This window comes from Duodenibacillus massiliensis, assembly GCF_900128485.1.
Lineage (GTDB): Bacteria > Pseudomonadota > Gammaproteobacteria > Burkholderiales > Burkholderiaceae_F > Duodenibacillus > Duodenibacillus massiliensis.
This window is the reverse complement of the sequence record NZ_LT635860.1, coordinates 395,333-410,123: the sequence shown is the minus strand read 5'-3', so window position 1 is coordinate 410,123 and position 14,791 is coordinate 395,333. Positions and strand designations below refer to the sequence as shown.

Here is a 14,791-nt window from a genome sequence, read left to right as displayed (position 1 = left end):
ACCATCGTCGTGAGCTTTTGGTTCTGTTCCAGCAGCTCAAACACGGCGTTCATGACAGCCTCGTTCATCGCTCCGCTCTTGGCAACATCTCGGGAATTGTTGCGAGCTTGCTCGCGCACAATGTCGTTGGCACCAACCTTGTCGGCAACCGACGTGCAGTAGTTAAGGGCATCCTGAGTGCTTGCCAGATCACCCGCAAAATTGCTGATGGCATCCAAAATGTCCGCAAGATACTCGGGGAGCTTCCCCTTGGCCTCATTGCTTCCACCCCCAGTGATGGGCTTGAGCGTGACATCTTCCTCGTCCTCGGGATTCTTGTCACCGCCCCCCGGAGGAGAAGTTGGATCAGCCTTGAGTTCGTAGTGTGTCAGGATGACCGATGACAAGTCGATATCTTCAGGTTTGATGCCCGAGAGGAGCTTCACAAGGAAGGCACAGTAGTGCGCGAAGCCTTCGAGTTCACCGGAGTTAATGTCGGTGATCTGCGCAATGTAGTTGTAGGCGCTTCCGAACCTCGACAGGTTGGACTTGAAGCGCTTCACGCTTTCGTAGGCTTTGCTGGCTTCCTTGAGATTATTGTCGGCTTGCGCTGCCCGATCTTCGTCCTTGCACAGAACCGCGTTGCGGTGCTCTTCTTCGTACTGCTTGCACAAGTCGTAAGCCGAGTGCAGGCGATCTTCATAGATCTTTGCTGGCTCGGAGAAAAAGACGTTGAGCTGTTGATGCGCAGTCGGATCATCCTTGGCCCCTTGCGCAAAGCGGTGCAACATGGGCGTGAAGTAATCCTCTGTGAAGGTCTGCACGTCTTCTTCCGAGAAGATGCCCACATCAAGAATGGCGCGACGGATTTTGTCGAGTACCTGAACGTCCTGCGCCTCGTTGATCGAGGCACCGCTGTCGTAGAGCTTGAACGCGTTAATGACAGAATCCTTGTCGTTTACAAAGTCGACAATGAAGGTTCTGTCCTTTCCTGGGTAGATACGATTGAGGCGCGAGTAGGTCTGGACAATCTCAACAGGGTTGCCGATAACCTTATCCACGTACATCGCGCAGAGTTTGGGCTGGTCAAAGCCCGTCTGNTTGCAGCAGCTGCGGGGCGTTTGTTCAAGCTGCCTTGGCATGCTTTTCCTCCAACTGCCCATTTTCGGGGTTAAGCCACACCTCTTTGATCGGCGTACAGTTCAGCACTCTCCCGGTGATCCAGCGCTCCGGATGGCGTCTGCGAGCCTCCAGCATCGTCTCCCTGCGTCGGCGTAGCACCTCCGCGTCCTCGCCGCGATAGGAATTCTCACCACCGAGCGCAGATCCGGATTCAGAGAGTCGAGCAGCTTGTGGATCTGCTTGTCAGCCAAAACGTGCTCGACTTCATAGAGCGCATAGACCCGAAAGGCAAAAGGAATGTACTCGCTTCGATTGAGCTGCTGCAGGCGCTTTTCCACGTCGTGTGCGTACCCGATCTTGACATAGTCCGGGAAGGACGGATTTGTCAGAATGTAGATGAAGCCTTTGTTGGTCATTTGCCAATCTCTTTGCTACGAATCAATTCAATCGATGGTCGTAAAGTTCGACCTCCTTGGGCTGGATGCGGTGTTCTGTTTTAAGCATCGCGTAAACGATGTTCATCAGTTCATCTTTCTTCGCCGCATCGCAAGCGNAGCTTACAGTGAGCACCGCAGCGCTCTCAGCGCCGATACGCGTGCCTATGACGACAGCATCGGCTGGACCGAGCCCAAGGAGCAAGAGTGATGAGCCGTGAATCTGATGAGAGGCTCTGCTCTCTGGCCGATCGTTTGCGTCTGCCCTATCTGCGCGACCACATGACCGAAGTTCTCGAGAATATTGCGCAGGCCAAAATGACGCCCCGTCAGGCTATCGAGTACGCCTTCGGCAAGGAAGTGCAACAGCGTGAATGCAATCGCTTCAAGCAGTTGCTGCAGTCGGCGCATCTGCCGACGATCAAGAAGCTGGAAGATTTCGATCTGACGGCGCAGCCGTCTATCAACCCCGGGACTATCCGTGAATTGGCCAGCTTGGAGTGGATTGACGCCGGCGAGAATGTCGCCTTCTTCGGCGTTCCTGGTGTGGGTAAGACGCATCTGGCGATCGGGCTTGGCTACAAGGCCATTGAGAGCGGTCGGTCCGTGCGTTTTTACACGGCGGCCAATTTGCTCGCCACGCTTGAGAAGGCGTCAAGAGAAGATACGTTGGAAGCGAAGCTGCGGGAAATCAACAAGCCCCAGGTGATCATCATCGATGAGATTGGCTACCTGCCGTTCTCGCCGTCGGCAGCACATCTTCTGTTTCAGTTGATCAACCGCCGTTACGAGAAGAAGAGCGTGGTCATCACGAGTAATCGACCGCCCTCGGAATGGAGGCTCATCTTTGCCGACGAAGCGGTGGCCGCGACGATCCTCGATCATCTTCTGCACCACAGCACAGCGTTAACCATCACGGGAAGCAGCTATCGATTGAGGGAGCATCGCCGTCAGGCCCTGAACAAGGGGCTTTTAACCAAGGACAATCGTCCCGAGTCGTAACAATAACGTTACGCTGTAACGTTACAGCAATTTTTGAAGAGATTAAAAATGATGAAAGATCAAAGTGTTAGTGATTCTGTACGTGAAATTTTAGAGAGCGTGCGGGAGAGTGACCTTCAGTTGCCGTCCATCCGTGCCATCCGAGCCAAGATTGGGAAGGGCTCGCTGGGGACGATCTCGGAGGCAGTGAATGAGTGGAAACAAGAAAAGCTTGTCCAAAAGGGCGAACTTCCGTCAGGGTTCGAACAACGTGAAGCCGAAAATATCATCAAAGCAGTATGGGAAGCCGTGGCCCCGATGATTCGGGCCCAGGTTGAACAGATCGACAGCCGCGCCAAGGCGCGGCTTCAGATCGAACACGACGAGGCAAGCCGTGTCAGGGAGGCCGCCGACGAGGCTCTAGCCTCGGTGGAGAAGAAGGAGCGCCGACTCGAAGAACTCGATGAGCAGGTGCGTGGTTTGCAGGAAGATCTGGCCAAGCTCAAGGGAGCGCTCGAACAGGCCAACACGGAGAATCTGCGCCTTGCAGCAGAAAACACCCAATTGCACGAAGCCTTGGATAAATCGCTTCAGGAGGAAGCCAAAGCACAGGCGTCACTGCAGTCGATGAAGAGGCTGTTGCCGTTCCTTGATCCCAAACACTTGGACAAGGTCTGCGTTGGGTAGCTTTGAATAAACAACCGGGGGGGGGGCGGCGGCCAAGAACGGCATTTGACGCGCCTTCCCCCTCCACGGCCTGCCGGCCGTGGAGGGTCGGCACGTCAAATGCCGTTCTTTTGTCCCTTTTGGAGGTGGGTCAATTTTTATGTCGTTTTGAGGGTCAATTCTTATGTCGCTTGACAGCATAGATCATTACTGTGCAACCTCCGTTTTGGATTTTGCGAGCCTTTTTGCAGTGGCCAGAATCCGGCCTGCGAAGCTGTGAATCAACCGGCTACGTTCGGAAAGATCGATAGCGGCAGTAAACCAAGCTGCCTCAGCAGCGCTCACGAGCCCGTCATACGTACTGACAGCAGAAAGTAACAGGGCAGAAAATTCGTTGATCCCGTCCGTGGAGAATTTCTGCGGCGGTTTGCTGTAATGCATCAGAAAAAAACGGCCGGAAATGTATCCGGCCGTGAAAAGAGCAAAACCCGTGCGGTTAATCCTTGTTGTAGAACCTCTGAATAAAGGCTCGCACGCCCCGGGAGGCGGGCTGGTTTTCCACGCCTTCGGCCTGTTCGACCGCAAGGTTTTCTTCCGCGGTATTGCCCTGCCAGTAATCGGCGTGGGCAATGCCGAGTTTCTCGGGGTGGAAAACGGGTTCCGTGATTCCGTTTTTAAGCTGCGTTTCGTAGTCTTTGAGCGTTAAAAACGCGGTGTTGTGCAGACGCAGAATTGCAAGGATGTTCACCCAGGCCATGAGCCCGATGCCGATATCGGCACAAAGCCACACGATGCTTGAGGGCTTGATCGTGCATACGCCCACCGAGAAGATGAGAATTGCGCGTTCGATATAAAGCAGCCACGGTTTGTTAAGCGTGCGGTTGATGTACTTGATGTTGGTTTCAGCCATGTAGGCGTAGGCAAGAATCGTCGTAAACGCAAAGAAAAAGAGCGCGCACGCGACAAAGGGAGAGCCGAAATCGGGCATCACCGAGTCAATGGCTTTCTGTGCGTAAACCGGGCCCGCTTCGATACCGGTGAGGCCTGAAAACAAGGGCTTGCCGTCGGGGTTTATGACGTTGTAGCAGCCCGAGGAAAGAATCATGAGGCCCGTGGCAGTGCACACAAACCACGTGTCGATGTAGACGGAAAACGCCTGCACAAGGCCCTGCTTTGCCGGGTGCGAGACGCTCGCCGCCGAAGACGCGTGGGGACCGGAACCCTGGCCCGCTTCATTGGAGTAAAGCCCGCGCTTTACGCCCCAGCTCACAGCGGTACCCACGATACCGCCGAAAATCGAATCCATGCCGAAGGCGGACGTGAAAATCAGATGAAAGACCGCGGGGATCTTGTCGACGTTATAAAAGACCGTGATCAGAGCCACAACGATGTAGGAAAGCGCCATAAAGGGCACCACCACCGTCGTAAAGCTCGCGATACGCTTTAAGCCGCCAAACACGATGAAGCACAGCAGTGAGCAGATCAGCGCCGCCGAAATCGGGGTTTCAATCCCGAAGGCACTTTCCATTGCTGCGCCGATGGCGTTACTCTGAACGCCGGGGCAGAGGACGGCGGAGGCTAAAAGCGTAATGATTGCAAATACCCAGGCAAAGAATTTGCTTCGTGCACCGTGCTCAATATAAAAGGCGGGGCCGCCCGTGCATTCGCCGTTGATGCGCTCCTTGTAGATCTGGCCGAGCGTTGATTCCACAAAGGCACTGGAGGCGCCTAAAAACGCCACCACCCACATCCAGAAAAGGGCACCGGGGCCGCCGAAACAGATGGCGGTGGCAACGCCCGCGATGTTGCCGGTACCGACGCGCCCGGCAAGCGTCATCGAAAGCGCCTGAAAGGAGGAGACGCCGGAATTGTCGTTTTTGCGCTGAAACATGAGGCGCAGCATTTCGCCCACCATTCTCAGCTGCACAAACCGCGATCTCAGGGAAAAGTAGAGCCCGGTTCCTAGAAGGATATAAACGAGAAAGGGACTCCAGACAATCTCGTAAACCTGATTGGCAAACTCAGTCACAACAAAAGTCTCCGCTGTATTTATATTCGTTTTTTTATGAGGGCACCAAGGGCTGTGCCCTTGAAAGATCAAACGGCGAAAGCGCAAAGATACTGCGCTTTCGCCGTTTGTGCGTCAGGAATTAATGTTAGGCAAGGCCCGTGATTTTGCCGTCCTTCACATCAATCTGAAGCGCGGCCGGGACCTTGGGCAAACCCGGCATGCGCATGATGGAACCCGTCGTCACAACCACAAAGCCCGCACCGGCATTAAGAATGAGGCGCGCCACCGGCAGCGTAAAGCCCTTCGGGGCACCGAGCTTTTTGGGGTCCGCGGTAAGGGAGAAGGGGGTTTTGGCGATACAGACGGGGAGCTTGTCAAAACCAAGATCCGTGATGCGCTTTAAGTCCTTCTTGGCGGCATCTGACAGCGTGATGCCTGCCGCGCCGTAAACGCGCTCGGCCACCATCTTCGTTTTGGTGACGACGTCGGCGTCTTCGGGGTAGGCGTAGTTAAGGGGTTTCGGATCTCCCTCACAGGCTGCAAGCACCTCGCGGGCGAGGTCCTCGGCACCCTTGCCGCCCAAAGCAAAACCGTCGGAAAGCGCAATCCGCACGCCCTTCGCCTTGGCGCAGTCAAAGAGCACCTTGAGTTCGGCTTCGTCGTCCCCGGCAAAGTGATTCACGGACACCACAACGGCGGGCCCGAAAGCCTTGAGGTTGTCGATGTGGGCTTCAAGGTTGCAGAGCCCCTGCTTTAAGGCCTCCATATTGGGTTTGCCGATTTCAGGCAGCGCCACACCTCCGTGCCAGTGCAGCGCGCGAAGGCTGGTGACAAGCACAGCCGCAGAAGGCGTCAGGCCCGCAGCCCGGCACTTGATGTCGTAGAACTTCTCGGCACCGAGGTCTGACCCGAAGCCCGCTTCCGTAATCGCAAATTCACCCATCGTGAGTGCGGCTTTCGTGGCCGCGACCGAGTTGCAGCCGTGGGCGATGTTGGCAAAGGGGCCGCCGTGCACGAAGGCGGGGGTGCCTTCCAGGGTCTGCACGAGGTTTGGTTTGACGGCTTCAAGCAGCAAGGCCATCAGCGCGCCCGTGGCACCGAGTTCCTTACAGGTATAGGCCGTGCCGTCACGCTTGATGCCCACAACGAGCCGGTCAATGCGTGCGCGCAGGTCTTCTTCGCCCGCAGCAAGGCAAATCACAGCCATCAGTTCGCTCGCCGCCGTGATGTCAAAACCGGTTTCGGTGGGGATGCCGTTGGCGGGCCCGCCCAAGCCGTCAACAATGTTACGGAGCTGACGGTCGTTGACGTCCAAAACGCGCTTCCAGATCACTTCCTTGAGGTCTACCTGACCCTGGTGACGGGCGTTGTCAATCAAAGCGGCCAAAAGATTGTTTGCGGCCGTGATCGCGTGAAAGTCTCCGGTGAAATGCAGGTTGATTGATTCCATCGGCAGCACCTGCGAGTAACCGCCGCCTGCGGCGCCGCCCTTCATGCCGAAGACGGGCCCAAGCGACGGTTCTCTGAGCGCCAAAACCGCTTTTTTGCCGAGACGGTTCATGCCTTGCGCGAGAGCAATCGAAGTCGTGGTCTTACCGGACCCGGCGGGCATCCCGGACGTTGCCGTCACGAGAATGAGTTTGCCCGCTGCCTTACGGCAGGGCTTGAGGGTTACCTTGGCCTTGTCGCGCCCGTAGGGTTCGAATTCGGCATCTTCAAGGCCCCATTCGTGCGCAAGATCATCGATGCGTTTGAGTTTGGCGGCCTGGGCAATTTCAATGTCAGAAAGCATGTGCTGCTCCTTTAATAACAAAATAACGAAAAAACCGAAATCTTTTTGGACGCAACCGGACGCGGGCAGGGGGGCGCTTTGCAGACAGGCACGCGTGCGGGGTCAGAGTTAATTTTCTAAGTGTGCCATAGACCGCGCCGTTTGTCTGTAGAACTTTCGGGGTACAGTGCGTTTTGTGACGCAGTTTTGCGCCCGAAATCGTGCGTTTTGCCGAGGCGGGGCGGGCGTCGGCTTCGTATAATCGCGGACAGTTTGGAAAAAAGAAGGTGTGTTTTCTTTTTTCCGGTGCGTCCTGCCGGCCGAAGTGCCGCGCCCGACACACCCGAACCTCTTTTTTGCAGCGGAGTTCTCTGTGAAAGTATTAGTGACCGTCAAGCGCGTCGTGGACTACAACGTCAAGGTCCATGCCAAGGCCGATAAAAGCGGGCCCGATATTGAAGCGGCCAAGATGTCGATGAACCCCTTTGACGAAATCGCCGTGGAAGCCGCGGTGCGTCTGAAGGAAACGGGGGCCGCCGCCGAAGTGGTGGCGCTTACCGTGGGGCCTGCCAAAGCCGTTGATCAGCTGCGCACCGCCATGGCAATGGGCGCAGACCGCGCAATCCACGTAACGCTTGAAGCCGTAGCGGACCCCGCTGCCGCAGCACGCATCATTGCGGCGGTCGCAAAGAATGAAGCGCCGGACCTGATTCTGATGGGTAAGCAGGCCATTGACGACGACAGCGCCCAGGCCACGGCCATGGTGTCTGCCATCCTTAATCTCCCGTTTGCCGCCTGTGCCGACGCCCTGCGCGTTGAAAACGGCACGGCCTTTGTGCGCCGGGAAACCGACGAGGGACTCATGGAAGTCTCGGCGGCTTTGCCCTGCGTGGTCTCCGCGGACTTGAGGCTTGCCGAACCCCGCTACGTGACGCTTCCCAACATGATGAAGGCCCGCAAAAAGCCCGTGGAAACGCTTGATGCGGCAAGCCTCGGCGTTGATCTCACGCCCTCTGTGACGGTGATTCAGGCCGAAGACCCGGCCGCCCGCGCTGCCGGTCAGATGCTCGCAAGCGTTGATGAACTGATCGACGTTCTCAAAAACAAGGCCAAGGTTCTTTAAGACGGACGGGAAACGAAAATGACAGTACTTGTGATTGCCGAACACGATAACGCCGGTCTTAAGGGCGCGACGCTTTCTTTGGTGGCAGCTGCCAAAAAGCTCTCGGACACCGTGGACATCCTCGTTGCCGGTACGGGCTGCAGCGCTGCTGGTGAAGCCGCAGCGAAAGTTGCTGGCGTAACCAAGGTGCGCGTGACCGATGACGCCAAACTCGCGCACTTTGAAGCCGAAGCCCTCGGGCACGCCGTTGCCGTAGCGGTGAAAGCGGGCGGCTATACGCACGTTTTGTTTGCGGCCGGGAGCAGCGGCAAAGCCGCCATGCCCCGCGCGGCGGTGGAACTTGCGGCTCCCGCCGTTTCGGAAGTAACCGACGTGGTCTCGGCCGACACCTTCAGGCGCTTTATCTACGCGGGCGGAGTGCTCGCCACCGTGAAAGTGACGGGAAGCCCGGTTCTGATGACCGTGCGCCCGACCGCGTTTGAACCCGTTGCGTCTGAAGGCGGGGCGGCTGCGGTTCAATCTTTTGCCGTAACCTTTGAGGGCATCCGTCAGTTTGACTTTGTGAACCTCACGCAGACTAAGAGCGACCGGCCGGACTTGGTGAGCGCCAAGCGCATTGTGGCCGCGGGCCGCGGCGTTCTGGACGAAGCCGGTTTTGCGGCGGTGGAAAAACTTGCGGACGTTATCGGTGCTGCCGTGGGTTCCACCCGCGCGTTGGTTGACCAGCAGATTGCGCCGAGCGAAACCCAGGTCGGCCAGACCGGTAAGATCGTGGCGCCCGAGCTTTACTTTGCCTTCGGGATTTCCGGCGCCATTCAGCACATCGCCGGCATGAAGGACTCCAAGGTCATCGTGGCTGTGAATAACGACGCGGAAGCGCCCATTTTTGAAATGTGCGACTACGGCCTTGTTGCGGACGCCAACACCGTTGTGAAGGAACTCACAGAAAAGCTCGCTTAAAGAGCTGACGCCCGGTGTTCTGAGACGGCTGCCGGTGGGGAGTAAATCCCTGCGGCAGCCGTTTTTCCGCTTTGCTGGTTCGATTGGAAAAGACGACGGCAAGATCGGATTTGTAGGCTCTTACAAATCGTGGCAACGCGGTTTCCGGCTTTAAAATATTTGACGTGCCGAAAAGTCTTACCGCGGGCATGTTGCGGTCTGTTAATATCCAAAGTAAGGGCGGTCAGAGACGTCTGATCGTTTTGGGCTGGTCGAAAGACCCGGGCCCACCTGACGGCGGGGAAGTGCCCCGCCATTTTGTGCCTGCCGCTTTTGCGTCTGTCTCCTTCGGGCATAAAAAAAGCCCTTTCCCGCCGCCAGTGCGTTCTGAAGAACGCATCCCCGCGGCAACGGGAAAGGGGAGTAAAAGCAAGCAGACGGTTGAAAACGGATTAACCGAGACGTTCGCCCTGCTGCGTGAGGTCAAGCCCCGTGAGTTCTTCCTCAGGCGTCACTCTGAGGCCGATCGTCTTGTCGATAATCTTGAGAATCACGGCGCTCACGATGCCGCCGTAAAGCAGCGTCGCCACCACGCTTGCGGCCTGGATGCCGACCTGCGTCATCATCGGGGGAAGTTCAGAACCGGTGACGGCGCTCGTCGCAAAGACGCCGGTTAAAAGCGCACCCACAATACCGCCCACGCCGTGCACGCCGAACGCGTCGAGCGAATCATCGTAACCAAGCGCCCGCTTTAAGCTCGTCGCACCCCAGAAGCACACGCACCCGCCGATCAAGCCCATCACAAGGGCCGGCATCGGCTCCACAAAGCCGGAAGCCGGCGTAATCACAACGAGACCGCCCACGGCACCCGAGAGCATTCCCAAAAGTGAGGGCTTGCCGCGCGCAATCCATTCGCAGGCCATCCAGGCGCAGCCCGCAGCCGCTGCGGCAATCTGCGTCACAATCATCGCCATTACGGCTCGTTCGTTGGCAGCAAGGCCAGAACCGCCGTTAAAGCCCATCCAGCCGACCCACAGAACCGAGGCGCCGATCATCGTAAGCGTCAGGTTATAGGGGCTCATCGCTTCACGACCGTATCCCAGGCGCTTACCGATCATGATGCAGGCCACAAGCCCCGCAATACCGGCGTTGATGTGCACCACGGTGCCGCCCGCGTAATCGAGCGCTCCCATATCAAAGAAAAAGCCCCCGGCGCACCACACCCAGTGGCAGATCGGCGCGTAAACGAGCACCGACCACACGACCATGAAGATGAGCATCGCGGAAAACTTCATGCGGCCCGCAAAGGCGCCGGTAATAAGCGCCCCGGTGAGCACCGCAAAGGTCATCTGGAAAAAGACAAAAAGAAGCGTCGGAATGGATCCGGTCATGCTCTTAATGTCAATACCCCTCAAAAAGGCCTGCGAGAAGTTGCCGATCCACGGGTTGCCTTCGGTAAATGCCAGTGAGTATCCGACCACCACCCAGACCACCGACAGGGCGCAGCAGATGACGGAGGACTGCGCCAGAATCGAGAGAATGTTCTTTTTACGGGCCATACCGCCGTAAAAAAGGGCAATCCCCGGAATCGTCATAAAAAGAACGAGAATCGTCGCAACGAGTATCCAGGCGACGTCGGCCTTATCAAGTGCCGGAGATGCCGCAAAGGCGCCTTCGCACGTCCCTGCAAGCACTGCCGCGGCCGCAGCGTATTTTCCCCGCATCATCATTTTCATTGTCTCCCTGTGGTTTGTTTCTTAAACAGCAGCGGCATCGGTTTCACCGGTGCGGATCCGCACGGCTGAGGCAAGATCCATTACAAAGACCTTGCCGTCACCGATCTTTCCGGTGTAGGCGCTTTTGACGATTGCTTCGACGGCGCTTTCGGCGACCGCATCGTCAACGGCCACTTCGACCTTCACCTTGGGCAGAAAGTCCACAACGTATTCGGCACCGCGGTAGAGCTCGGTGTGGCCCTTCTGGCGCCCGAAGCCTTTGACTTCGGTGACGGTCATGCCGGAAACCCCGAGGTCGGAGAGGGTTTCACGGACTTCGTCGAGTTTGAAGGGCTTGACGATGGCAATGATGTACTTCATGGCAAATTCCCTGTTGGTTGTTTTTCTCTGAAGAACGGTTGTTCTTCTTCTGCGGGAACCAATGCAAAAAGCGTGCCAAAACGTGAAAACGCATGGTTTCTGAAGAAGCGTGCGGATGCACCGGAAACGTGCATGGATTTGGGGAGAGGGCTGCACCAAAAAGGCGCATGCGGTATTACCACGGCATAAGAGCTCTCTTTGCCTTAAACTCAGCCGCACACATTGAAAACGGGGATCTGTTCCCGGACCAACAACATTCGGAGAAAAAGACAATGCAGCGACGCACTCTCACGGCCGCCCTTTGCGGCGCAGCCGTTCTGGCTTTCGGACTCACCGGCTGCGGGGACAATACCCCTGAGGCCCCCAAGGCTGTCACGCTTACGGTGGGCGCAACACCGGTGCCCCACGCCGATATTCTCAAATTCATTGAGCCCACACTCAAAAAAGAGGGCGTGAATCTGAAGGTCGTGGAATTTTCCGACTACGTGAAGCCGAACCTCGCGTTGTCCGATAAGGAACTCGATGCGAACTTCTTCCAGCACAAGCCCTACCTTGATACGTTCTCGGCGGAGCGGGGGCTGAAACTTTCCGTTCTCTGCTCGGTGCACATTGAACCGATGGGCGTTTATTCCCGTAAGGTGAAAAGCCTCAAGGACCTCCCCGAAGGTGCCAAGATTGCGATCCCGAATGATCCCACGAACGGCGGCCGTGCGCTCAAAGTTCTTGCTGACGCCGGGCTTTTCGGGCTCAAGGATGGCGTGGGTGTGAAGGGGACGCCGGCTGACGTCATCAACAACACGAAGAACTTTCAGCTCGTGGAACTGGAAGCCGCAACGCTGCCGAGAACACTCGACGACGTTGACGCCGCGGTCATCAATTCCAACTTCGCCATGGGCGTGGGCTTAAATCCCGCCAAGGACTCGCTTGCGATTGAAGCCAAGGACTCGCCTTACGCGAACGTTGTCGCCATCCGCACCGGGGACAACCGTCCGGAATTGAAGAAACTTGCGGACGCCCTGCGTTCGCCGGACGTGAAGAAGTTCCTTGAGGAAAAATACAAGGGTGCGGTGGTGCCGGCCTTCTGATGTGCATTCCTGCATCCAACTAAAACGCCTTAGCCTGCTTGACGAAATGCATAAACCGGCTTTAAAGCCGGTGTAAGGCGGAAAAAGGGCCCCGCGCGGGCCCTTTTCTTTGGCACAATCTGCTGACTGCGTGAGGCTTACTCGCGCTTCATTTATCAAAATTTCGGACTGTCATGACCAAACTTTCCTTTGCTGAGAGTTTTACCCGGGCAATCCGTGCCGCCAAGCCTGAAGGCTGGTATGCACGGGGGGCTTGGTCATGGCGCCGCTTGTCCTGACATCTTCCTGCGCGCTGCGTGTCGTACCAGCCGCAGTGCCTGCCGGCCTTCAGGGGTTTTTTCCCCCTCGCTGCCGGCCCCGTTTTCCTCCTTTGAAAACCCATTTTTTTTTTTCGAGGCCGCTTTGTGCCGTTATGTCTGCCCCGTGATCCACAGAGGGGCGGACGGCGGGTGACCGAGGCGGCTGAACCGGAGAACCCAATGCTCACAGAAAATGAATTGAAAGCGCTTGCCGACGAAGGCTACAACCGTATTGCAGTGGTGGAGCAGTGCCTCGCGGACCTTGACACCCCGCTTTCGATTTACCTGAAACTTGCCAACCGCGCAGAGAGCTTCTTACTCGAAAGCGTGGAAGGCGGCACGCGCTTTGCCCGGTACTCCTTCATTGGACTGCCTGCACGCACGAAAATCACGGTGAAACTCACCGAAACCGGGCCCGTCACCGAAGTCATAACGGACGGGAAGGTGACGGAACGCGTGACGGATACTGATCCGCTCGATTTCATTGAAGCCTTTCAGAAGCGCTTCAAAATTCATACGCCGGCCGGATTGCCGCGCTTTACCGGGGGGCTTGTGGGGTACTTCGGCTACGACACGGTGCGGCTTATTGAACCGGGAAAACTCGGAAAACCGAAGGCAGACGACTTGGGCGTCCCCGACATCGAGCTTTTGTTGTGCGATGAACTCGTGGCGGTTGATAACCTCGCAGGGCGCCTCTACTTCATTTTGAACGTGGATCCCCGTGAACCGGACGCATTTTTGAAAGCCCGCCGCCGTCTGCGCTTTTTAAAGGAAGAGCTCGCTAAGAGTGTGCAGGCCCCTTACAGCGGCGCGGGCACCGCGCACGAAGCCGAGCGCCCCTTTAAAAAGGACGACTACTTAAAGGCCGTGATCCGCGCCAAGGACTACATTGCCGCGGGGGATCTGATGCAGGTGCAGATTGGGCAGCGTATTGAGCGGCCTTTTACCGAAAACCCGATCACGCTTTACCGGGCTCTGAGAACGTTGAACCCGTCCCCTTACATGTATTACTACAACTTTGGGGACTTCTACGTGGTGGGGGCCTCGCCCGAAATTCTCGTGCGGGAGGAAAAGCGGGACGGCCGTTTTATTGCCGCCATCCGTCCGATTGCGGGCACCCGCGCCCGGGGAGCGACGCCTGAAAAAGACGCGGCGTTGGCTCAAGAACTCAAAAATGATCCCAAAGAGCGCGCCGAACACTTAATGCTTATTGATTTGGCCAGAAACGACATCGGGCGCATCGCCAAAACGGGGACCGTGCATGTGACGGAACAGTACGCCATTGAACGGTACTCTCAGGTGCAGCATCTGGTGAGCCACGTCGAAGGCGAAATGAAGGACGGCATGACCCCGATGGACGTTTTAAAGGCGACATTCCCGGCGGGGACACTCACGGGCGCTCCGAAAATCCGCGCGATGGAAATCATCGATGAATTGGAACCGGTGAAGCGCGGCATCTACGGCGGCGCCGTGGGGTACTTCTCTTACGCGGGCGAAATGGATATGGCGATTGCGATCCGCACTGCGGTGATTAAAAACAAGGTGCTTTACGCGCAGGCGGCCGCCGGTATTGTGGCGGACTCCGTCCCGGAATTTGAATGGAAGGAAACCGAGATGAAGGCGCGCGCCGTGCTGCGCGCCGCAGAAGAAGCCGAATTCGGCCTGCAGGGGAACTAGAAAATGCTTTTGATGATCGATAACTACGACAGCTTTACCTATAACCTCGTGCAGTACTTCGGGGAGCTCGGCGAAGACGTGCGGGTGGTCCGTAACGATGCGGCAGACGTGGCGGCCCTGGCTGCCATGAAGCCGGAGCGCGTCTGTGTGTCGCCCGGTCCCTGTTCTCCGAAAGAAGCCGGCGTAAGCCTTGAGGCGATCAAATATTTTGCCGGGAAGGTCCCGGTCTTAGGCGTCTGCCTCGGGCATCAGGCAATCGGCGAGGCCTTCGGGGGCAAGATTGTGCGCGCCAAGCGCCTCATGCACGGAAAGACCGACGTGATTACCGCCGACGGCAAGGGCGTTTTTGCGGGGTTACCGGAAAAAATCACGGTTGCGCGCTACCACTCGCTTGTGATTGACCGCGCAACGTGCCCGGCGTGCCTTGAAATTTCGGCGGTCAGTGACGACGGCGAGATTCAGGGCGTGCGGCATAAGGAACTCATGGTTGAAGGCGTGCAGTTTCACCCCGAGTCGGTTGCGAGTGAATACGGGCACGAGATGCTCGCAAACTTCCTCAAAATGACGGGCGGCACGCGTTAACCGCTTTTGCTAATCTCTTCTCTGTA

The 14,791-nt window shown here is 57.1% G+C and carries 14 protein-coding genes; 7 read left to right on the top strand and 7 right to left on the bottom strand.

Annotated features, from left to right (window positions below; all coding sequences use genetic code 11):
• Together BQ7486_RS12500 and BQ7486_RS07425 are read right to left on the bottom strand one after the other, a co-directional pair.
• Nucleotides 1–1,046, bottom strand: a 1,046-nt coding sequence (locus BQ7486_RS12500) for a hypothetical protein (protein WP_477174921.1), incomplete at its 3' end; no start/stop codon positions are given.
• Between the two features lie 135 nt (nt 1,047–1,181).
• Nucleotides 1,182–1,517 (bottom strand): GIY-YIG nuclease family protein, encoded by a 336-nt coding sequence (locus BQ7486_RS07425; protein ID WP_084765786.1) that lies wholly within the window; start codon nt 1,515–1,517, stop codon nt 1,182–1,184.
• 228 nt (nt 1,518–1,745) lie between these two features.
• Here BQ7486_RS07425 and istB point away from each other — a divergent pair, with 228 nt between their 5' ends.
• Together istB and BQ7486_RS07410 are read left to right on the top strand one after the other, a co-directional pair.
• Nucleotides 1,746–2,537 (top strand): IS21-like element helper ATPase IstB, encoded by a 792-nt coding sequence (gene istB, locus BQ7486_RS07415; protein WP_074008582.1) that lies wholly within the window; start codon nt 1,746–1,748, stop codon nt 2,535–2,537.
• A gap of 48 nt (nt 2,538–2,585) precedes the next feature.
• Nucleotides 2,586–3,203 carry a DNA-binding protein gene (locus BQ7486_RS07410; protein WP_074009191.1) on the top strand — a complete coding sequence of 206 codons (618 nt, stop codon included), beginning with the start codon at nt 2,586–2,588 and terminating at the stop codon, nt 3,201–3,203.
• A 186-nt stretch (nt 3,204–3,389) separates the two neighbouring features.
• On the opposite strand, the gene BQ7486_RS07405 is transcribed toward BQ7486_RS07410, so the two are convergent.
• The 3 genes from BQ7486_RS07405 to BQ7486_RS07395 form a co-directional block, all read right to left on the bottom strand.
• Nucleotides 3,390–3,623, bottom strand: coding sequence for a hypothetical protein (locus BQ7486_RS07405; protein ID WP_022373059.1), 234 nt, complete (start codon nt 3,621–3,623; stop codon nt 3,390–3,392).
• A gap of 55 nt (nt 3,624–3,678) precedes the next feature.
• Entirely contained in the window at nt 3,679–5,211 is a 1,533-nt protein-coding gene (locus BQ7486_RS07400) for an alanine/glycine:cation symporter family protein (protein WP_074009545.1), read from the bottom strand.
• A 127-nt stretch (nt 5,212–5,338) separates the two neighbouring features.
• Nucleotides 5,339–6,985, bottom strand: coding sequence for a formate--tetrahydrofolate ligase (locus tag BQ7486_RS07395; protein WP_074009544.1), 1,647 nt, complete (start codon nt 6,983–6,985; stop codon nt 5,339–5,341).
• A 352-nt stretch (nt 6,986–7,337) separates the two neighbouring features.
• Between BQ7486_RS07395 and BQ7486_RS07390 the strand changes: the two genes are divergently transcribed.
• The gene (locus tag BQ7486_RS07390; protein ID WP_074009575.1) at nt 7,338–8,087 is read left to right on the top strand and encodes an electron transfer flavoprotein subunit beta/FixA family protein; all 750 of its coding nucleotides are present in this window, start codon (nt 7,338–7,340) and stop codon (nt 8,085–8,087) included.
• Between the two features lie 18 nt (nt 8,088–8,105).
• Entirely contained in the window at nt 8,106–9,047 is a 942-nt protein-coding gene (locus BQ7486_RS07385) for an electron transfer flavoprotein subunit alpha/FixB family protein (RefSeq protein WP_074009543.1), read from the top strand.
• Between the two features lie 431 nt (nt 9,048–9,478).
• On the opposite strand, the gene BQ7486_RS07375 is transcribed toward BQ7486_RS07385, so the two are convergent.
• Both BQ7486_RS07375 and BQ7486_RS07370 read right to left on the bottom strand, forming a co-directional pair.
• A complete protein-coding gene (locus BQ7486_RS07375) occupies nt 9,479–10,753 on the bottom strand; it encodes an ammonium transporter (protein WP_074009574.1) in 1,275 nt (424 codons plus the stop codon).
• Nucleotides 10,754–10,783: 30 nt separating this feature from the next.
• Nucleotides 10,784–11,122 carry a P-II family nitrogen regulator gene (locus BQ7486_RS07370; RefSeq protein ID WP_074009541.1) on the bottom strand — a complete coding sequence of 113 codons (339 nt, stop codon included), beginning with the start codon at nt 11,120–11,122 and terminating at the stop codon, nt 10,784–10,786.
• A 272-nt stretch (nt 11,123–11,394) separates the two neighbouring features.
• Between BQ7486_RS07370 and BQ7486_RS07365 the strand changes: the two genes are divergently transcribed.
• The 3 genes from BQ7486_RS07365 to BQ7486_RS07355 all read left to right on the top strand — a co-directional run bounded on the left by BQ7486_RS07365 (nt 11,395) and on the right by BQ7486_RS07355 (nt 14,765).
• Nucleotides 11,395–12,207, top strand: a complete 813-nt coding sequence (locus BQ7486_RS07365; protein WP_074009540.1) for a MetQ/NlpA family ABC transporter substrate-binding protein — start codon at nt 11,395–11,397, stop codon at nt 12,205–12,207.
• Between the two features lie 479 nt (nt 12,208–12,686).
• Nucleotides 12,687–14,183, top strand: coding sequence for an anthranilate synthase component I (gene trpE, locus BQ7486_RS07360; RefSeq protein WP_074009573.1), 1,497 nt, complete (start codon nt 12,687–12,689; stop codon nt 14,181–14,183).
• 3 nt (nt 14,184–14,186) lie between these two features.
• The gene (locus tag BQ7486_RS07355) at nt 14,187–14,765 is read left to right on the top strand and encodes an anthranilate synthase component II (protein ID WP_074009539.1); all 579 of its coding nucleotides are present in this window, start codon (nt 14,187–14,189) and stop codon (nt 14,763–14,765) included.
• Nucleotides 14,766–14,791 lie beyond the last annotated feature (26 nt).